The 20,167-nt window shown below is 47.0% G+C and carries 13 protein-coding genes; 7 read left to right on the top strand and 6 right to left on the bottom strand.

What is annotated here, in order from left to right:
- Window positions 1–89: 89 nt before the first annotated feature.
- Window positions 90–2,228: a TonB-dependent siderophore receptor gene (locus L3V31_RS02045; protein WP_237314309.1), complete on the bottom strand. Its 2,139-nt coding sequence runs from the start codon at window positions 2,226–2,228 to the stop codon at window positions 90–92.
- Window positions 2,229–2,343: 115 nt separating this feature from the next.
- A complete protein-coding gene (locus L3V31_RS02050) occupies window positions 2,344–4,392 on the bottom strand; it encodes a TonB-dependent siderophore receptor (RefSeq protein ID WP_237314311.1) in 2,049 nt (682 codons plus the stop codon).
- 238 nt (window positions 4,393–4,630) lie between these two features.
- Between L3V31_RS02050 and L3V31_RS02055 the strand changes: the two genes are divergently transcribed.
- The 5 genes from L3V31_RS02055 to L3V31_RS02075 are packed head-to-tail and all read left to right on the top strand — an operon-like array spanning window position 4,631 to window position 11,867.
- The gene (locus tag L3V31_RS02055) at window positions 4,631–5,842 is read left to right on the top strand and encodes a hypothetical protein (RefSeq protein WP_237314312.1); all 1,212 of its coding nucleotides are present in this window, start codon (window positions 4,631–4,633) and stop codon (window positions 5,840–5,842) included.
- Window positions 5,839–7,671 (top strand): IucA/IucC family protein, encoded by a 1,833-nt coding sequence (locus L3V31_RS02060; RefSeq protein WP_237314314.1) that lies wholly within the window; start codon window positions 5,839–5,841, stop codon window positions 7,669–7,671. Before L3V31_RS02055 ends, L3V31_RS02060 begins: the two co-directional genes overlap by 4 nt.
- Window positions 7,672–7,677: 6 nt before the next feature.
- The gene (locus tag L3V31_RS02065; RefSeq protein WP_237314316.1) at window positions 7,678–8,871 is read left to right on the top strand and encodes an MFS transporter; all 1,194 of its coding nucleotides are present in this window, start codon (window positions 7,678–7,680) and stop codon (window positions 8,869–8,871) included.
- Entirely contained in the window at window positions 8,843–10,672 is a 1,830-nt protein-coding gene (locus L3V31_RS02070) for an IucA/IucC family protein (RefSeq protein WP_237314318.1), read from the top strand. The genes L3V31_RS02065 and L3V31_RS02070 overlap by 29 nt, the downstream gene beginning before the upstream one ends.
- A complete protein-coding gene (locus L3V31_RS02075) occupies window positions 10,665–11,867 on the top strand; it encodes a type III PLP-dependent enzyme (RefSeq protein WP_237314320.1) in 1,203 nt (400 codons plus the stop codon). Before L3V31_RS02070 ends, L3V31_RS02075 begins: the two co-directional genes overlap by 8 nt.
- A gap of 186 nt (window positions 11,868–12,053) precedes the next feature.
- Here L3V31_RS02075 and L3V31_RS02080 read toward each other — a convergent pair whose 3' ends face one another.
- The 4 genes from L3V31_RS02080 to L3V31_RS02095 form a co-directional block, all read right to left on the bottom strand.
- Window positions 12,054–13,028 carry a porin gene (locus tag L3V31_RS02080; protein WP_237314322.1) on the bottom strand — a complete coding sequence of 325 codons (975 nt, stop codon included), beginning with the start codon at window positions 13,026–13,028 and terminating at the stop codon, window positions 12,054–12,056.
- A gap of 704 nt (window positions 13,029–13,732) precedes the next feature.
- Window positions 13,733–14,722 (bottom strand): L-arabinose ABC transporter permease AraH, encoded by a 990-nt coding sequence (gene araH / locus L3V31_RS02085; protein ID WP_237314324.1) that lies wholly within the window; start codon window positions 14,720–14,722, stop codon window positions 13,733–13,735.
- A gap of 17 nt (window positions 14,723–14,739) precedes the next feature.
- On the bottom strand, window positions 14,740–16,257 hold the full coding sequence (araG, locus tag L3V31_RS02090; RefSeq protein ID WP_237314326.1) for an L-arabinose ABC transporter ATP-binding protein AraG: 1,518 nt from the start codon (window positions 16,255–16,257) through the stop codon (window positions 14,740–14,742).
- Between the two features lie 59 nt (window positions 16,258–16,316).
- Entirely contained in the window at window positions 16,317–17,315 is a 999-nt protein-coding gene (locus L3V31_RS02095) for an arabinose ABC transporter substrate-binding protein (protein WP_275949713.1), read from the bottom strand.
- 381 nt (window positions 17,316–17,696) lie between these two features.
- Between L3V31_RS02095 and L3V31_RS02100 the strand changes: the two genes are divergently transcribed.
- Window positions 17,697–19,403 (top strand): ribulokinase, encoded by a 1,707-nt coding sequence (locus tag L3V31_RS02100; RefSeq protein WP_237314328.1) that lies wholly within the window; start codon window positions 17,697–17,699, stop codon window positions 19,401–19,403.
- On the top strand, window positions 19,396–20,130 hold the full coding sequence (locus L3V31_RS02105) for an L-ribulose-5-phosphate 4-epimerase (RefSeq protein ID WP_275949714.1): 735 nt from the start codon (window positions 19,396–19,398) through the stop codon (window positions 20,128–20,130). Before L3V31_RS02100 ends, L3V31_RS02105 begins: the two co-directional genes overlap by 8 nt.
- The last annotated feature ends 37 nt before the right edge of the window (window positions 20,131–20,167 follow it).

A 20,167-nucleotide genomic window follows, 5' to 3' on the forward strand; every position in this document is an offset into this window, starting at 1 on the left:
CCATATCAATACATTCTCCCATACTAAGATCGACAAAGTCGCCAACCTAAATTGGCGACTTTTCTTTTAGAGTTGGTTCAACAAACCACTTAAAACTGGTAGTTCAGATCAAGCGTGTATGAACGTCCCGGCGCCGGGTAGCGACCAACCGGGCTGGTATCAATGCCGCGGAAGTAATAATCCTCGTCGAACAGGTTATTAACGGCGACATTCATACGCAGCTTGCCATTCTCGTCCTTGTACAGGTCGGCACCCAAATTAAAGTTCCAGACCATATAAGACGGTACTTTACCAGTCGCTCCAGTACTATCCTCTGAGCTGGTATTGGCGTTATCAGTGTACGCATCACTGAAGTAGAACCCGGATAAGGTTGTATCTACACCAGAGAATGCATAAGTCGCATCCCAGCCAAGTTGGTGCTTGGAAGTAAACGGTAGCTGATTCCCTTTGTTATCACCGTCTTCTTCGAGTGTGGCATCTAAGTAGTTGTAGCTGGCACCTAAGCTAAGCAGCGGTAATGATTCCGGCACATATCGAGCTGACAGCTCTATGCCTTGATGCAACGTTTTACCAATGTTATCAAAAGTTTGTGTCGCACTTTGCCATTGCAGTTGATCTTCAAAATCGATGCGGTAAAGCGCCGCGTTAAAGCTTGTCTCGTTTTGAGTGTAACGCGCTCCCAGTTCGTAGTTCCACGCTAACTCACTGCCCTCTTCCCCTAAACCTCGGATATAAGCAATCTGAGGGGCTCGCAGAGATTTTTGCGCATTTGCGTACGTCACCCACTGGTCATTGACACTATAAGCTACCGTCAAACCAGGTAACCATTCCGTCACTTTGTTATCGGCGCTCTGTTCTTTGCCAAGATCGTCAAAGCTCATATCAACCGATTCAAATCGCAACCCCGGAGTGATTTTTAACGCATCATTAAACAGACCAATTTCATTACTCACATAACCTGCAAATGCATCCGTATCAAGGTGCCAGTCACGTGGTACTTTAGTGGTACCGCCAGAGATAGGGGTTTGTGTGAGTTTGTAATCAATATCTTCATTGACGTAACGTGCCCCAACAATCCAGTTTTGAGTGACTGGCTTGCCTTCACCAAAGTACATTGCCAGCTTCGGCTCAAAGCCATATACGGTAAATTCACGTGGAGATGTCCGAATATCGGTGGATGGCAGCGCAGGATCGGCCCAGTGACCACCAGCACTATTAAAGCCCCACTGGAAAAAACGCTCCGATTGATGACCAAAAGTGAGTAGCTCAAGTTCAGCACTGTCTGCAAACGCTAAATCGTGGATGTATTTAACGCTCCAACGCGTCGATTCACCTTGATACTCATCGTATTGGCGTTTCGACTGCTCTCGGTCTTGCTGGTAGTCTTCTGGTGACAGAGCACCCGGCATTTGCGTATCCGCCTCATAACGCTGAACAAAGGCTTGCAGTTCTTGCGTGTCACTAAGCAACCACTGCATTTTAGCTTGGAAGTTTTTCACATCCGTGTCCGAGTGTTCGCGGAAACTCTCTCCTTTGAGAAAGTTTCCCTCCAGTTGCAATGCAAAACTATCATTCAACCAGCCACCCGTTCTCAGGTAAAAATCGTTCAGCGGTGTATCACCACCTTCAAATACTGTCAGACGATTGCTTATCTCAGTTTGCCAAGTGTAGGGAATCGGTTTGGTCACCAGATTGATCACCCCACCCACGTTGTTTGGTCCGTACTGAACCGCCGCTCCACCACGAACAATGTCAATCCGTTCAATCATCGACAACGTCGCTGGGAAAATAGACTGACCAGTATGACCATAAGGTGCAAGAGTGAGAGGAACGCCATCCATTAAGAATTGAGCATGACCACTGCGACTCGCTTTTAAGCCACGAACCGAAATATTCGGCAGGACACCTGTTCCGGTTTCATCCTGAACTTTAATACCAGGAACACTTTGCAGAGCGCCATCAATTGAGCTTGCAGCTGTTTTTTCAATTTGCTCACTGGTAATGATGGTTCGTGCTCCCGGATACGCTTTGACATCTTCTATTTCAGAGTTACCTATCACGCTGCCTGTAACAACAACAGTTTCCATTGAGTTCGTAGTGGTCTCTGACGCGGTTGCTGCTACGGCGTTAATTGATGTAGCAGATGCGATAGCGATGGCGAGTGCACTATAGGTCGTAGACAATCCCGCACGAACACGCTCCTTGTTGTTCAAATTTAGGTAAGACATTATTTTTCCTTTATAAAACAGTTAAACAGCGAAGAGCCCCTGATTCACTAGCTTTCTGGACTCATCGCTCTCAATATAAAAATCAGAGATCGTGCAAAAAATACGCACAAATACGCTAAAACTGATAACCATAGCTGAGCATGAACTCTGCTGGCGCGCCGTAGCCAATCTGGTTCAAACCAGAGCTGCCACTGGTAGCGCCAAGAATGTATTTCTCATCCAAAATGTTGTAAGCATTGGCCTGAAACTTATGACGTCCCGTTGTGTACGCCGCCATAATATCCACCGTGGTGTAATCGCCTAGCGCCACCGCCTCATTATTGCCCGCATATCGATCACCGACGTATTTCACGCCGCCGCCTAAACGCCAGTTGTCATCCAACTGATAAGTGCTCCAAAGGGAGAATAAGTGGTCCGACACATCGTTCGGCTTTTTGCCTGTCGCTTTGTCTTCCGCGTCCAAATAGCTGTATCCGACTGAGATGTCCCACTGCTTGGTTATTTGGCCGCGCGCTTCCAGCTCAAGGCCTTGATGACGAACTGCAATTTTGTCGATCACATCACCATCCACGTTGGTTTGTGGCTGCTCTTGGTCGATCTGGAAAAGCGCCATATTGAGCATTAACGCGTTATCCAGTAAGTAAGCCTTTGCACCCACTTCTTTAAGATCGGTGTGGAAGAATTCCGCTAATTTCGGATTGATGTAGATACCCGCGTAAGGTAATTGCCAAGAGCGCGCTAAACTGGCGTAAACCGATGCATCATTATTGATGCGGTATACCAAGCCAGCTCGATAACTGACTTTGTCATCATCCAATTTTTCTTTCGCAGCACCCATTTTGCGTTGCTCCAACTCCATCGAGTCGTAACGCACGTTGCCAATCACAGAAAGATCGCCCCACGTGTACACGTCCTGTACATACACACCAGTGGTAGTTGTGGTGTTGTCGCGGAATGGTTTGAAGCCCGGATCCGGCGTTGGGCCAACAACTGGGTTGTAGATATTTTGCGGAGGGAGCGTTTTATCGCTCGCTAACATTAGGTCAATATCAATTTGGTTGAAATCCGCACCTAACATCAATTGGTTGTCATTGGTTTCCCAAATCAGTTCAGATTGCAAAGTAGTCGTGGTACGAGGATCGTAACCAAAGTTATTCACGGTTTGAGACACTTCATTGTCCGTCACTTTGCCCTGACGCGTGCCTTTTTGTTCAAGTTCGATATGGTTGAACGCTGCGCGGTTATTCCAAACCCACTGATCATTGAAGCGCCACTCGTAATCGAGCGCAACACGAATGCTGTCAGACTCCTGATAATCATTCGCACCACCAAAGTAAGTGCTTACTGGCACATCAACTGGCTTGCCATTTTTTGATGGAACACCACGATAAGGAACCAACTCTTGATGTGCGTACTCGACATCAATATCGATCGTGTGACCTTCCGCTGGCAACAAACGAATGGTTGGTGCAATGAAGAAATCATTCGAATCTACATGATCTACGTAAGAGTCTGCTTGACGGTATTCCAGGTTAATACGTCCATTCACCTTATCGGAAAACGCCATCGAACTGTCGACTTGACCGACAAATTGGCTGTTACTGCCAACACTGCCTTTCACGTGGGTGAAGCTCTCACCATTGGCACGCTTGGTTACTAAGTTGATGATGCCACCGGCTGAGCCACGACCATACAACGCACCCGCCGGGCCTTTGACGATTTCAACACGCTCAACGTTCGCCAAGCTGCGGTAAGACTGCAGCGTACCGTCGTCTCTCATGCCATCACGGTACATATCATTGAGGGAATCAAAACCACGGATCATGAACTGATCTCGGCTTCCTTCACCTAACGTGTTATTGACCCCTGCTACCCCATCTAACGCATCCACTAAGCGTACAGCGCCACGATCTTGCATTTCCGTTTTGGTAACAACCGATACGGCTTGTGGGACATCGAGCCATTCCACATCCGTTTTGCTCCCCGACTGCGGCATGTACTCGGCATAGCCTTCGTACTGGTAACCGTAAACTTGCACGGTTTCCATCATAGATGAGTCGGAGCTCTTCTCCTCGGAAGCCAAAGCAATCGGCGCAACAGCGCTCGCTACCACCGCAGAACTTATCGCAACTGCTAATGGGCTTAGAGGCAATAATTTATTCATTTCATCATTCCGTATAGTTTATATAAATCCAACGGATGCAAATAAGAACAAATATTATTTATATTTGCAATATTAATTTTATACTCTTATATTTGTTCACCTTAAAAACACAAGCAGCAACAAAAAATCAACACAATAACAATAAAGATAAAACCTTCTGCCCCTGCGCCTCGCTCAGAGGCACATTGGAAGTCGACTGTGAGCAGACAGTATCAACGTTAGAAAATTAGGAAAGCTCATGAAATCTACGATGATTATCGTAAGTCATGTCGTTAACGATGCAGTCACTCACGGCTTCGTGCCTGCAGCTAAAGCGATGGACCTCCACGTCGTTCTTATCACCGATCACAAGCTCAGCCATTTAGAGCTGGCGAGTCGTGACCATCACTTTAATCCGGATGACATTCTAGAGTGTGATGTCTTCAACCCTTTGGAGATCATCGAAACCATCACAGAGAATGAGTTAAAACCAGACGCTATTTTCAGCAATAGTGATCACTTACAAACTTCCACCGCCGTTTGTGCACAATTTTTTGGCCTGCCCGCTAAAGATTGGTCAGTCACATTAAAAGCTAAAAACAAGCACTTAACTCGACAAGTACTGGCTGAGAAAGCGCTACCCAATACGCAAAATTGTCTATTGCACCGCCATTCGAATGTGGCATTGGACATGGCCTTCCCTGTTGTGGCAAAACCAAAAGAAGGCGTAGCGAGTTTGGATGTGCAACGCTGTGATTCTCAAAGCGAGCTCGATGCTTACTGCGATGCGTTTTGGCAGAAACACCCTAATGCCGCCATTCTGGTGGAACAGTTTCTTCAAGGGCCGTTGGTTACACTGGAAACCCTGGGAGATGGTGAACGCCTTATCGCCGTAGGCGGCTTTGATGTGGCACTCTCTGAGCCACCTTACTTTATCGAAACCGCCGCAGACTGGAACGGACCAAACAGCATCGCACACCGAGAGGCTTGCCTGGCTCAACTCAAAGCGTTCGGCGTTGGTTTTGGTGTTTGCCACAGCGAGTTCATCATCACTGAAAACGGCCCGGTTCTGGTAGAAATCAACTACCGCAGCATTGGGGATGGACGCGAATTCTTACTCAACAATCTCGCCCACTACGGCTGGTTCAGCACGATTTTAGGTCTGCATTTAGGACGAAGATTAGATGGCGATTACCCAATTCATGGCTCAGCGCACGTCCATTACGTGGTGGCAGAACACAGCGGTGTGATTGATGGAAACTCGACTTCTTTCATCCACCACGATGGCGATGTCATTACCCAGCAACAGGTGTTGAAGGCCGAAGGGGAACACCTGCAACAGAGTTATTCCAACAAGGATTATCTCGCTCGAATTTCCATTGTCTCGCCATCGGGCCAAAACCTTGCCCAAACGCTGCAGAACGCGCTCAGCAACTTCAACCTAGCTCCAACTCGCGAGGTAGTAGCATGAATCACAACGCGTTGTACCTAACCCAACGACTGATCGATACTTGCCTACGCGAAGACATGTTTGGAATTTTGTCGAACGCCAACTTCAGCAACGCCACACCAACAGGGGTAGTTGCTCCCAAGGGCGAGCAAGTATGGCTGACGTTTAATAATTCTGATTTCACCCTCTACTTACCTGTTGTTCCGGCGTATTACATGCAGCCCTGGTGTTACGGCCAAGTCAGCGGAGAAGCGCCACAAGGTTGGTGGGTAGAGAAAAATGGCCAAGTGGATCATCAGCAGCATTACCAAGAGTGGATTGCGTTGCTGACGACGTTGGCACAGGAGAGCTCTCACGAACTGTTGGCCGGATATCTACAAGAATTGGAATGCGCAGAGAAACACAAACAGTTGTGTGACCAAGCGTTTCGCGACCATTCGGACCACATTTCTCAACCAATATCCAAGCTTGAATCTTGGCATCAAAAGCTGTTGCTTGCCGACCAGATCGCGTCCTATCTTGACCACCCGTACTACCCAACGGCGCGTGCGAAGTTCGGTCTGAGCGATGAAGACCTTGCTAAGTACGCACCCGAGTTCGCACAACGTTTTTCTCTTCATTGGATTGCGATTGAAAAGTCACAGGCGACATTAACCAGCGAGCAACCTGATTGTTGGCCAACGATGGAGCAAGTCGGGCTTCCTGCTGATTTTGCACTTAGCCACGTACTGTTCCCGGCGCATCCGCTCACTTTTCGCTCTCTGGAGACGCTACCTGAAGGTATGATAGAAGCGCCGTTCACTTACTTAGAAGTCACACCAACACTTTCCGTTCGCACGGTGGTGGTAAACGATGCGCCGAATATTCACATCAAAGTTCCGCTGATCATGCGCTCGCTGGGCACAAAAAACATCCGCTTAATCAAACCATCGACGCTGTATGACGGCCACTGGTTTGAGCGTCTACTTAGCCATCTTGAGCAAACGGACCCTGACTTAAACGGCCGCCTTTTCCATTGCAATGAACAACACGGTGGACATGTTGGCGACGATAAAACTTTTGCTTATATCGTGCGCGAGTACCCACTTACTCATTGTGAAGATAAAGCGTTAGTTCCGGTTGCAGCACTGGCAAGCCCAATGCCTGACGGACGCCTGTTCTTAGAGCATTTGGCTGAACAATACTACCAACAAGACACGCTTGCGTGGTTCCAAGATTACGTCGACCTGTTATGCCAAGTGCACCTCACCTTGTGGCTTCGTTATGGCATTGCATTGGAGTCCAATCAGCAAAACGCCATCGTTGCGTTTGATCAACAGGGCAAAATGACGCTCGCGATGAAAGACAACGATGCGGCGAGAATTTGGCCAGAGCGCTTCAACTTCGTTACAGAACATGCAGCCCAAAAACATGGCGCGGGAAGCACTCCGGTACATTACGATGAATTGCTCGATCAACGTATTAAAGTCGATAACGAGTTAGCGCTTGGACAGATGTTTACCACCATCACATTGCAGCTGGATATCGCTGCGATTGTAGAAGCGATGTCGGCCAATGGTATTGCATCTTCAGCTTCGCTTTACGCCATTGTGGCCAACAGCATTGCAGAGCAACTCAACCGATTAGAAGGCAAAGGATTAGAAACAAAACTGGCACGCGAGCTACTGCAAACAGCGCCTGATCTTTATGCCAAGTACTTGTTGAGCTCTGGCAGTTTGCTCTCAAAAGAAGCCTCCGGCGCGAGTGACATCAACAAGTTCTACGGTTTGTCGGCCCCTAACTTCTTGCTACTCACTAGCGAGGAAGCGCAGCGTGCCTACTTAGAAACCATCAAAAAAAGCCTACGTTAACCGATTATGACCAAACTCATCTACAGTGTGTTGTTGTGCCACTTTATCGCCGCGTTTGCCGCATTAGGTATGCCACTATTTCTACCCGTTGTGTTGCCAACATTGGGCGCAAGCATTGACGCGGACTGGGCAGGCGTTTTATTCATCCTACCCACTTTTTGTACCGCGTTGGCGGCGCGTTTTTGGGGCAACTTTGCCGATCGCTATGGTCGCCGCCGCTCACTCTTGCGCGCACAACTTGGCCTTGCAGCAGGGTTTGCGCTGTGTGGCTTGGCAGACAACCTCACAATGTTTGTGTTTGGTCTTATTGTTCAAGGAACCTTTGGCGGCACCATGGCCGCCTCAAACAGCTACTTATCTAGCCAAATTAAAGAAGCCAAAACCCTCGGCAAGTCGCTTAATAAAACCCAACTTTCCGCCCGCTTGGCACTGATCGTCGCACCAATCGGATTGGGCTGGAGCTTGTCAGAAACCAACCCGCTTAACGCTTACCTTTGGTTATGCGTTTTGCCTTTTATCGCAATGGGCATAACGCTGACACTACCCGCTGACCAAAGCCGCGAAAAGCCAAACTTAGAATCACAGCAAGAGAAAACCGTTACGCAAAAAAGCGTCATGCATGCTATTCGCTGGATCTTCTTCGCTCAGTTCGGTTTTGCTTTCTCGATGGTGGTGACCTTTCCCTATTTCTCGCCGTTTGTGCAGCAATATGGAATCACCAACCACGCATGGATCGGTTTTCTGTACGCGCTGCCGCATGGCATCTATCTGTTGTTGGCTGGCAAAATCCACGTGTTATCGGATGGGTTTAATCGCTATCAACCGATGCGTACGTTGTGGCTTGGGTTTGCATTGCTTGCCGTGAGTTCTGCCTTGCATTTGTTTGCGTCCGAAACCACGCTAATTGCAGCAAGAGTTTTCTTCGGCGTCGCGATGGTGTGTTGCTATCACGGATTGCACCAACATCTAGCGAGCAATCTGGATCGCAAACTCAGTGGCAAAGTATTTTCTCGCTTTGATGCCATGTCCAAATGGGGTGGCGTGGCAGCGGGATTTTGCGCTTCTTTCATTTCTAGCTTGGGGCTACTTGAGGTTCCTTTCCTACTTTCTGCGATAGTCAGCGTGATCACCTTGATCGCACTGGTTATCCACTCAAAATTTGGAAATCAACATGTTACAGACTCAATCCTCTCCGACTAGTGAGTTGCGCGCGCATGATGTGCAACTCAACCGTGAAAAAGCCCAACTCAATACCATGATGGGTGTCCTCAATTGTTACTTACGCGAGTTTGCGTTGCCAAATCAGCAAGTAGAATGGCAATACAACTCGACGTCATTACCGCAGACGTTAAAAAGAAACTACTCAGCAAAACAGCTCGTTGCCGTTCATCTATCCCAGCAAAATGGCGTGCTAGTTTTACCGACTCACTACGTAAGTAAACTAGGCAAAATCAAGTTGGCGGGAATGCCATGGGTAAAAATGCCTGGCTCTGCTTGGACGAAGTTGAACTCTACGCAAACCCTCACGCTTTTGCTTAACTATCTCAAGCAAGTGTTGGCGATCCCGTTTAACCATGAGCTGCTCGAACAGCTTGACAATAGCGTGCTGGTTACGGAGCAGTTTCTCAACGTCGCGCCCAAATCGTATCACAACGAATTTATCGCCTCGGAACAATCGCTGATTTGGGGTCATACTTTCCACCCGACACCGAAAAGTCGCTCAGGCGTCACAATGGATGATCTTTTGGCGTTCTCTCCGGAAGTCGGTGCGCAAGTCCCGTTGTTCTGGTTTGAAGTGGATTCGTCCTTACTTGATGTACTGAGTTCCGACAATGAATCTGGCTCTGCGCAGCACATGCTACAACAGCTCGCGCCACATCATGCAGCCTGCAATGGGAAGATACTCTACCCTTGCCATCCTTGGGAAAGCTACACCATCTTGAGCAACCCAAGCGTGAAAAAAGCGATTGAACAAGGCCAGATCACTCCACTGGGATTAGGCGGAGAAAAGATGCAACCGACGTCTTCAGTTCGTACCCTCTACCACCCTGATATGGACTGGTTTGCTAAGTTCTCCATCAACGTACGATTAACCAACTGCGTGCGCAAAAACGCTTGGTACGAACTCGACAGTGCAGTGCAACTCACATCGATTCTCAAGCCGATTCGAGAGAACGAACAGCTGCGCAATCCGGTGTTTAAAGTGATGACCGAACCCTACGCCACCACATTGAATCTTGAAAGTGTGGCCGAGAGAAATTGGGACGACAACACCAAAGCCCGCGAGTCGTTCGGCATTTTGTACCGCGAAAACTTCTCGCTTAGCGAAGTCGATATCTTAAAGCCAACCCTCGCCGGCGCTCTGTTTGCCTACGACAGAAACGGCAACAGCTGCATTGCTCAACACCTGACAAACAAAGCACGTACAACGCAAAGTCACTATCACGACATCGCAACACTGTGGTTTGAACGCTATTTGCATTGCCTGATTCCGGGCGTGTTTAATTACTACTTCAAGCACGGAGTCGCGTTTGAGCCGCATTTGCAAAACACCTTGATTGGCTTTGAGCAAGAGATGCCTTGCTGCGTTTGGATTCGTGATTTGGAAGGCACCAAATTGCTGCCAGAATTTTGGCCAGAAGAGGCCTTAACCAACCTGTCTGAACGCGCGCGACAATCAGTCTACTACAGTCGCGAACAGGGCTGGAATCGCATCGGATACTGCACCTTTATCAACAATATCAGCGAGGCGATATTCTTCATCGCAGAAGGTGACGATCAACTAGAACAAACACTGTGGAATGCGGTGCAAAGTGCGATTGTGCGTTGGCAATCAGTTAATGGAAAACATCCGGAACTTGAAGCGTTACTTAATGTCGGTCACTTCCCAAGCAAAAACAATTTCACCACGCGTTTGATGCAAAAAGCCGATAAAGAGTCGGGTTACACCCAAGTAGCCGCGCCTTGGCAACAAGGTGAAAAAGGAGCGCAACATGCCTAACTCACTCATCCTACCAACACGCGTCAGCCAGCAAATTAAAACGCTCGCACAGCAGCAAGATCAACCCTTGTGCGCGTACTTGTACGACCTAAACAACTTGGAAGCGCACATCAAACAACTGCGTCACGTATTGCCAGAAAATGTGGAGCTGTTTTACGCTGCGAAAGCCAACCCATCAGGGCCTATCCTCACAACACTCGCGCCTTATGTCGATGGCTTTGAAGCCGCATCCGGCGGCGAGTTGGCTCATCTCCACCAGCAACTACTCGACAAGCCATTGATCTTCGGCGGCCCAGGTAAAATGCCAAGTGAATTGCAACAAGCGATTGAGCTCGACGTCGATGCGATTCATGTCGAAAGCCTAACCGAATTGCAACGCATTGGTGCACTAACCGAGCGACTAAACCGCCCTGCTTCGATTTTCCTACGTATGAACATTGATATCGGCGACATCACGCTAAGCAAGCTGGCGATGGGCGGAAAGCCAACCCCATTTGGTTTGGACGAATCTGAACTGAGCAATGCCCTGATGTTGCTGCGTGATTTCCCGCAAGTGTCACTGAAAGGTTTCCATTTTCACTTGATGTCGCATCAACTCGACGTCGAAAGTCACTTGGCGTTGATGCAGCGCTACTTCCAAGTTGTGAAGACGTGGCAACAGCAGTTCGAACTCAGTGAGCTGATGATCAACTTGGGTGGCGGCATGGGTATTAACTATCAAAACCCTGAGCAACACTTTCCGTGGATGGAGTTTTGCGACAAGTTGGAATTTCTTATCGCGAAAGAGCAAGTGCAAGACTGGACACTGCGTTTTGAGTGCGGACGGTTTATCACCGCCCCATGTGGTTACTACGTAATGGAAGTGTTAGATATTAAACAAAATCTTGGTGAAAACTTCGTAATTGCGCGCGGAGGTACTCACCATTTCCGCACACCAGCGGCGCAGAGCCATGATCATCCGTTCATCATCCTTAAGAACGAGCAGCACAACGAAATTTCTCACCCAATCCAGCATGCGCAAGCGACCTTTGTCGGACAGCTTTGTACGCCAAAAGATGTGCTGGCGCGCAATCAACACGTCGAACACATCGACATTGGTGACTACGTCGTGTTTACCTTAGCGGGCGCGTATGCGTGGAACATCTCGCATCAAAACTTCTTGATGCATGAACCACCGATATTCCACTATTTCTAAAACGTAATGCTTCGCTTCGTTTAAGCCCCAATAATTGGGGCTTTTTATTTAGCCTCAAGCACAGACTCACTTACATTAGCCACTTTGCGATCTACTTTCTCTCTAAAAGCAAAAAACCCGCATTCAAACCGGAATGCGGGTGGCTTTAAGTAAGGTAAAGCAGTGGATTAATGATAGAACTGGAACTTAGAACGAGTATTTCGCTACAAACTTAAGGCCGTAACCGTCTTTCTTCTCTTCGCCTTCCTGTTCTACAGAACCTGTTTGAACAACAAAATCTGTTTTGAATGAGTCTGTTACTTCATAACCAAGACCTAGGTATGCCGTTTGCGCTTCTACAGCCGTACCTTGTAGGTCACCCTCGACGTATTGAAGAGAACCATAAAGTTTGAAACATTCAAATGTGTACGCTGCTGCTACAGAGTAAGTTTCACCGTCGTTTGGAGATTCAAGCTTAAGTTCAACACTGTCGCTTGCTTTCAAGCTCCCTGCGTTTTCGAAAGAAATGAATGCTGCACCAAATTTGAAATCACCCAGTTTTACGTCACCGCCTAAACCTAGAGAATTCGCTTCATCACCATCAGAACCGTAAGCAACCGCTGCAGAGAAATCGTCTGTTTTGTAGTTTAGAGATGTTGCGTAGTTTGCCTCATTGTCTGAATCGCTGTCTGTTTCGTAGTTTGCAGAAAACTCAAGATCGTTGATTTTTGCCTTGTAACGGATACCTTGACCGTCTACACCACCTTGCGAAATCTTGTACAAGTTTGTCCCTTCACCTTGATGCGCTTTTTCGGCCGCACCAAAAGAGTTACCTGTATCACCGAAAGAGAAATTACCGTATTTAACATGGTCAAATTCTAATTTAATATCAGCGAATTCTGCATTGCGGTTTTCTTTTGTCACACTGTCGCCAGCATTAATTGCAAAAGAACCAATTAGTTTCGCATCTTCATTCAACTGATGCGTACCTTTAACTTTTAGGTGTGCATCCGTAAATACGTGTGGTGCTTTCTCTTTATCATCAGCATCAACGTATACTGCGATACCTTTTGCCCAACCTGATAGTTCAACTTTATTTTCTTCTGATTTGTAAATTTCGCCAGCTGCTGCTGCACCAGTAAATAGAACAGAAATTGCAATAGCTAAAGGTTTGATGTTCATATCGTACTCCATATGTTGCATAAAAATTTAACGCAACTAATTGTATTAAAAGCATTTATAGGCTCAGAGATTGCATTCTTATACTGAATGCGTTTCTGTCGATAATATTATCGAAATAAATACAATTTAAAATTGAAATATAATTTCATTTTAAATAAATACGATCGACTTCATAATTAAACCCATATTATTGAAGTAACGATATGCAGTTTTATTCACTAAAATTAATGATATTTGATAGATTTATTGATCTAAATCAAATATTAAAACACATGTCATGGCTGTAAAAAGTGTCATATATAAATGTGAATAAAAAAACAAACAACGAAATTATTATAAGGACATTAATTTATAAAAATAAAAATAAGATATGACTCGCAATTCTATTTATAAATGTATTATTTAATATAATTAATATGCTATGAGAGGGATCTGGCGTAGCAGGCTGACTGCTCTGGGAGATAAACAGACAGAAACTCAGGTATTGATAGACAAGCCTGAGCTAATTGATGATTCTTTAGCGACGAGAAGAGAGAAACGAGGAGAGAGCAACGAGAAAAACACGCAAATCTTGCAGTAGAGCATGCACCCAAGCGTTAATACTCAATGCCTCAAAGGGTTGTCAATCCAAGAATAAAAAAGTCCCCTCATATCTGAAGGGACTCTTTCTAGTGATTTGTAGCGTTCTTAGGTCAGCAATTCATTTATGCTTTTACTGTCTGCTTGTAGCGGTCAAAAATAACCGCTGCGAGTAGTATCCCACCACGAACAACATATTGAGAAAACGGAGACATGTTCAGTAGGTTCATCGCGTTTTCTACAGTACCAAGAATAAGTACACCAGCGATAACGTAAGAGACTTTACCGATACCACCTTTTAGAGATACACCACCCAGTACACAAGCCGAGATAACCACCAGCTCGAAACCAACTGATGTCATTGGCTGACCAGAAGTCATACGTGCTGCCAAAATGACACCCGCAAGGGCTGAGATGAAACCAGAGATGGTGAAGATAATCATCTTCGTTTTCACCACGTTCACACCAGCCAGGCGAGCGGCTTCCTCATTACCACCAATCGCCAGAGTGTTACGTCCGTAAACCGTGCGGTTTAGGAGAAAAGCAAATACAGCGAATGTAATCAGTGTTAGCCAAACCGGAGTTGGAATACCGATGAATGAAGAGTTACCCAAAGCGAAGAAACTCTCTTCTGTGATACCAACCGCTTTACCGTCAGAAATGATGTAGCCAAGACCACGTGCAATCTGCATGGTTGCTAGTGTGGTGATCAGTGCGTTGATTTGCAGTTTAGCGATAACAAAGCCGTTTAATAGGCCAAATGCAACACCTGAAAGTAGGCCAGCACCGATACCTAACACAACACTGCCTGTCGCGTTAATAGCCACAGCCGTAACAACACCGGAACAAGCGATGATTGAAGCAACAGATAGGTCAAGGTCACCACAAGCAAGACAGAACAGCATGGCACATGCCACCATACCACTCATTGAGATTGCGAGACCTAAGCCTTTCATGTTGATGAAGGTTGCAAAGTAAGGAACAAACAAGGCGCAAAGCAGAAATAGACCTGCAAACACCATTAGCATTCCAAACTTATCCCAAATTTTTGCGAAGCTTAAGCCGCCAGTTTTAGGTGCTGACTCTAGAGCTTTTGTAGGACTAGAAGTAGACATAATGATATTCCTTAATTTTAAGCTGCTGCCGACTCTTCTTTATCTAGCATGGCTAGACGAAGTGCGGTTTGTTCATCGAATTCGTCACGTTGTAGTTCGCCGGTTACCGCGCCGTCTTTCATAACAAGTACACGGTCAGAGATACCCAACACTTCTGGTAAATCGCTGGAAACGACGAGTACTGTTACTCCGTTCTCTGCCAGCTTAAAAATGAGTTCGTAAATTTCAGATTTGGCGCCCACATCGATACCACGAGTAGGTTCATCCAGTAAGATAACGCTCATTGCCGTTGACAACCAACGACCAAGAATCACTTTCTGCTGATTACCGCCTGATAGCTTGCCAATTGGCTGCTCCAGAGAAGAAGCTTTAACATTGAGGGCTTGTTTTTGCTTGGAAGCGTTGTTTTTCTCCCAATCGAAATCAATCAAGCTCTTGAACTTTAAATGCCAAGGGCGAGCACTGATGTTGGTGTTCTCTTGTACCGACATGATAGGAACGATGCCGTCTGCTTTGCGGTCTTCCGAACAAAGCGTAATGCCGTAACGAATTGCATCTTGCGGGTTTTTTACGCCAATTTTGACATCGTGTAAGTAAAGATCGCCGCCTGTCTTTTTATCTGCGCCGAAAATAAGACGAGTAAGCTCAGTACGACCTGCGCCAACCAATCCAAACAAACCAAGGACCTCACCTTGTTTAACATCCAGTGACACTGGTGCGGTTAATCCTGGGCCTTCGAAGTTTTCGATGCGTAAACCACTCTTACCATGTTCACGCGGGCGGTAGTTGAAGATGTCGCTAATTTCACGGCCAACCATCAGTTCAACTAAACGATCGTTTGTCAGCTGAGAAAGGTCAGTAAATGACTGCACGTGCTGGCCATCTTTGAAGATCGTTAATGCATCACACAGGTCAAAGATTTCTTCCATACGGTGCGATACGTACATAATGATTTTGCCCGCATCACGCAGTTCACGGATAACCTTGAATAAGTTTTGAATTTCGCGCTGTGACAAACTACTGGTTGGCTCATCAAATGCGATAATTTGTGCGTTTCGACTCAGTGCTTTGGCAATTTCAACCATCTGCCATTGGCCAATAGACAACTCTTTTAGTTGGCAAGATGGGTCGAATGTTTCACCTAAACGCTCTAACTGAACCCGTGCGTTCTTGTTGAGGGTTTCTGTATCCACGCGGCCACCCTTGGTCGGTAGTTGACCAAGATAAATATTTTCCGCAACCGTCAACTCAGGAACCAAGTTGAGCTCTTGATAAATAATGGCAATACCGTGATCAAGCGCATCATTGGTTGAATTCAGCGCCACTTCTTTACCATCAATAGCGATGTGACCTTCCGTAGGCTTATGGAAACCACTTAAGGTTTTGAGTAACGTTGATTTACCCGCACCATTTTCACCCATCAAAGCGTGAACACTGCCCGCATCGGCGCGGAAACTCACGTTGTTCAATGCCTTAACACCAGGGAAGTGCTTCGAGATATTTCGAAACTCTATGTAAGAGGGGGACTTCGCCATGACATTCTCTCCGTTAAATCAGTTGGTGACGACCAAGTCGGCCGTCACCGAAATTGAGCTTACAGCCCTTTTTTCGCTAGTTCGTCTTTGAAGTTGTCACGAGTGATAAGAACAACGTCCGTAACTTCAACAAACTTCTCTGGTTGAACGTCTTCTTTTACCCACTTGTATAGAGACTCGATACTCTTGTAGCCGTGCACGTCTGGGCTAGGTAGCAGTGAACCGTAGAAACCAGTTGGCTGAGATTTTGCGAGTTCGTTAACCGCATCAACACCGTTGATACCAATACCGATTACATTGTCTGAACCAAAGCCTTGGCCTTCAGTTGCACGTACGCCACCCAAAACGGTGTTGTCGTTCATACCAACGATAAGCCATTGCTTAACGTCAGGGTATTGAACAAGTAGAGAGTTAGCTGCGTCTAATGCACCTGGGATATCGTTCGTTTTCGTTGGTACACGGTAGATTTGGTCTCCAGGGAATCCAGCGGCTTTAAGTGCAGAAATTGAGCCATCTACACGACGACGCGCAGTATCGAGTTCGTCCGCAGTGATTGCCATCACACCTGTTACGGAAGCATCCCAGTTACGCTTTTGCATTTCTTTGTACAGCTCGGTACCTTGGCGTTCACCGATAGCGGTAGCCGCCATCATAACCAATGGTACTTCTGTCATTGGCTCGCCTTTCGCGTTTAAGAACTGATCATCAACCGTGACTACTTTTAGGTCATAGCTCTTTGCTTTCGCCATGATTGCAGGACCTAATTTAGGGTCAGGAGTACAGATAACGAAGCCTTTCGCGCCTTGCGCCGCGAGAGTATCGATAGCATTGAGGGTTTTTTCGCCATCTGGCACCGCCATTTTTACTACTTCAAAGCCTAAATCTTTACCGGCTTTTTCCGCAAATGACCATTCCGTTTGGAACCATGGTTCTTCAGGTTGCTTAACCAGATAGCCTAGTCTCGTTTCATCATCTGAACCAAAGAATGCGTTAGCAGAAGCACTAAGCATAGTTACGCCAGATAGGGCAGCGATTGTGAGTAGTTTTTTAAGTTTCATTGTTATCCATCCACTGGTAGGGGTAAGTGTTCGTAATACATATTTGTGGATTTAGGGACATTTGTTAGTGACAAAAATCACAGCTGAAAAATGTAGCGAATTTGTCCATTCATTTAGCCAGTGTGGCTATGACACAGATCTCAATTATGCGACCACTGATGCAAACACACAGTAGACAACCCTATACGAGCCTAATGCAAACGATGAATAAGCAGTTTTTTTGTTATTCCTACCTGTCACAAGAAGGTGTTAGAAAGAACACAAAAAATAGCCCATGACGTTTTTGTCCATAAAGTTAGCAGACCTCTTTATGGGATAACGTCCCTCCTATAGCTATAACAACAAGTAGATTTAGTTTGCTGACCAAAAGCTGGAGCAGTCATGGACACAATACACACACAACAACAACAGCATGTCATCGGTTTGGACTTCGGTTCAGACTCCGTACGTGCCCTAATCGTTAATGCACAAACAGGCAAAGAAGTATCTTCGTCTGTCGTCTATTACCCACGATGGATGAAAGGGCTATATTGTCAGCCTGCTCAATCTCAATTCAGACATCACCCTCAAGATTATCTGGATGCAATGACCAGTGCGATCCAAGAAGTCCTGACCACAGTATCACCAGAGCTCGCCTCTTCCATCGTTGGTATCGGTGTCGATACAACAGGCTCAACACCAGCCCCAATTGATGAAAACGGCAACATCCTGGCATTGCTTCCAGAGTTCGAGAACAACCCAAATGCGATGTTTGTCCTTTGGAAAGATCATACGTCGGTGACTAAGGCGGATCTGATTAATGAGCTTGCCCACTCAGGTGATTTCACCGATTACACCCGTTACATCGGTGGTATTTATTCATCGGAATGGTTCTGGGCTAAAGCCGCTTGGGTCAGCGAACAAGACGAACAAGTGGCTAAAAGCGCGTACAGCTGGGTAGAACTTTGTGACTGGATTCCAGCGATTCTCGCCGATGCTCAACACCCTCAAAAACTGCGTCGCGGCATTTGTGCTGCCGGACACAAAGCCATGTGGCATGACAGCTGGGGTGGCCTGCCAGACCAAGCGTTTTTAAGCGCGATATCTCCGACGCTAGATGGCATTCGCGATCGTATGTTCACGGAAGTCTTCACTTCGGACCAAGCTGCTGGTTACTTGTCAAAAGCATGGGCAGAAAAGCTGGGGCTACCAGAAGGTATTGCGATTGCAATTGGCGAATTTGACTGCCACATGGGCGCGGTTGGTGCAGGTGCTGGTGCCAATGATTTGGTGAAAGTAATTGGTACTTCAACGTGTGACATTTTGATGGTTGAATCGGATCAGGTTGGCGATCGCACCATTCACGGTATTTGCGGCCAGGTTGAAGGCAGTGCAATGCCAGAGCTACTCGCGCTAGAAGCAGGACAATCTGCATTTGGTGATATGTATGCTTGGTTTAAGAACGTTCTGATGTGGCCACTGCAGGCGTACGCCAAGCTTAACCCTGACTTTGCACCAAAAGCAGAAGAAATTGCGTCTGACCTATTACCAATGCTTTCACAAGCTGCAGAGCAGCAGGGTATCGACCAGTACACGCCAGTAGCAATGGACTGGCTCAACGGCCGACGCACACCATACGCAAACCAGCGATTAAAAGGCGCTATTTGTGATTTAAACCTTGGCAGTGCTTCACCAGCCATCTTCTCAGCATTGGTTGAGTCAACGGCTCACGGCGCCAAAGCGATTGTGGATTGCTTCATTGAACAAGACGTCAAGGTTGAACGCGTGATTGCGATCGGGGGTATTGCGCAGAAATCACCGTTCGTGATGCAGATGTGTGCGGATGTGATTGGTCGCGAAATTATCGTGGTTGAGTCGGATCAATGCTGTGCATTAGGGGCGGCAATATTTGCTGCTGTCGCGGCTGGCGTTTACCCAGACACCAAAGCGGCTCAAGACGTAATGGCAAGCCCTGTTCGTCAAACTTATTCGCCAAACGCACAAGTACAAGCTTTGCGAGCGGAGCGCTACGCAGCTTACCGTCAACTCGGTCAACACATGGAACAAATGGCGGAGTTCCATCAATCTCAGGAGCGTGAAGATGTCTGAACAAACAACATGGAATGACATGGACTCATTCGCTGAACGTATGAAAACGCTTCGCCATCAAGTGTGGCAGGCCAATATGGGTCTTCAGCGTCATAACCTCGTGACGTTCACCTGGGGCAATGTTTCAGGTATTGATCGCGAATCCGGTTTAGTGGTTATCAAGCCAAGTGGCGTCGAATACAGCGATCTCAGCGCAGAAAACATGGTGGTGGTCGATCTGCAAGGCCAAATCGTCGAAGGCGAGTTGAAACCTTCTTCTGATACCGCGACGCACCTCGAGCTTTACCGTCAGTTCCCGGAGATTGGGGGTATCGTCCATACCCACTCTTCTTATGCGACGTCATGGGCGCAAGCAGGAGCAGCGATTCCCGCCTTTGGCACCACGCACGCGGACTATTTCTACGGTCATATTCCATGTGCTCGCGCTTTGACTCAACAAGAGATTGAAAACGACTACGAGCTAAATACCGGCAAAGTCATCGTTGAGACGATCGGTGCGACTGACCCAATGGCGATTCCCGGCATCTTGGTTCGTGAGCACGCGCCATTTACTTGGGGAACTAACCCACATAACGCCGTACATAACGCCGTAGTGGTAGAAGAAGTTGCAAAAATGGCGTTCCGCACACTGTCTATCAATCCGAGCACGTTACCGATACCACAGACCTTGCTGGATAAGCACTACTTACGCAAGCACGGTAAAGACGCGTACTACGGACAAAAATAACGAACAATTGTCGCCTGGCAACTGGCGAGGCGACCAA

Source organism: Vibrio sp. J1-1, assembly GCF_021728395.1.
Classification (GTDB): domain Bacteria; phylum Pseudomonadota; class Gammaproteobacteria; order Enterobacterales; family Vibrionaceae; genus Vibrio.

What these genes read in the sequence shown, in the direction of transcription:
- L3V31_RS02065 (WP_237314316.1), top strand. Translation starts at nt 7,678, where the DNA reads ATGACCAAACTCATCTACAGTGTGTTGTTGTGCCACTTTATCGCCGCG.
- L3V31_RS02100 (WP_237314328.1), top strand. Translation starts at nt 17,697, where the DNA reads ATGGACACAATACACACACAACAACAACAGCATGTCATCGGTTTGGAC.
- L3V31_RS02050 (WP_237314311.1), bottom strand. Translation starts at nt 4,392, where the DNA reads ATGAATAAATTATTGCCTCTAAGCCCATTAGCAGTTGCGATAAGTTCT.
- L3V31_RS02105 (WP_275949714.1), top strand. Translation starts at nt 19,396, where the DNA reads ATGTCTGAACAAACAACATGGAATGACATGGACTCATTCGCTGAACGT.
- araG (WP_237314326.1), bottom strand. Translation starts at nt 16,257, where the DNA reads ATGGCGAAGTCCCCCTCTTACATAGAGTTTCGAAATATCTCGAAGCAC.
- araH (WP_237314324.1), bottom strand. Translation starts at nt 14,722, where the DNA reads ATGTCTACTTCTAGTCCTACAAAAGCTCTAGAGTCAGCACCTAAAACT.
- L3V31_RS02075 (WP_237314320.1), top strand. Translation starts at nt 10,665, where the DNA reads ATGCCTAACTCACTCATCCTACCAACACGCGTCAGCCAGCAAATTAAA.
- L3V31_RS02060 (WP_237314314.1), top strand. Translation starts at nt 5,839, where the DNA reads ATGAATCACAACGCGTTGTACCTAACCCAACGACTGATCGATACTTGC.
- L3V31_RS02045 (WP_237314309.1), bottom strand. Translation starts at nt 2,228, where the DNA reads ATGTCTTACCTAAATTTGAACAACAAGGAGCGTGTTCGTGCGGGATTG.
- L3V31_RS02070 (WP_237314318.1), top strand. Translation starts at nt 8,843, where the DNA reads ATGTTACAGACTCAATCCTCTCCGACTAGTGAGTTGCGCGCGCATGAT.
- L3V31_RS02055 (WP_237314312.1), top strand. Translation starts at nt 4,631, where the DNA reads ATGAAATCTACGATGATTATCGTAAGTCATGTCGTTAACGATGCAGTC.
- L3V31_RS02080 (WP_237314322.1), bottom strand. Translation starts at nt 13,028, where the DNA reads ATGAACATCAAACCTTTAGCTATTGCAATTTCTGTTCTATTTACTGGT.
- L3V31_RS02095 (WP_275949713.1), bottom strand. Translation starts at nt 17,315, where the DNA reads ATGAAACTTAAAAAACTACTCACAATCGCTGCCCTATCTGGCGTAACT.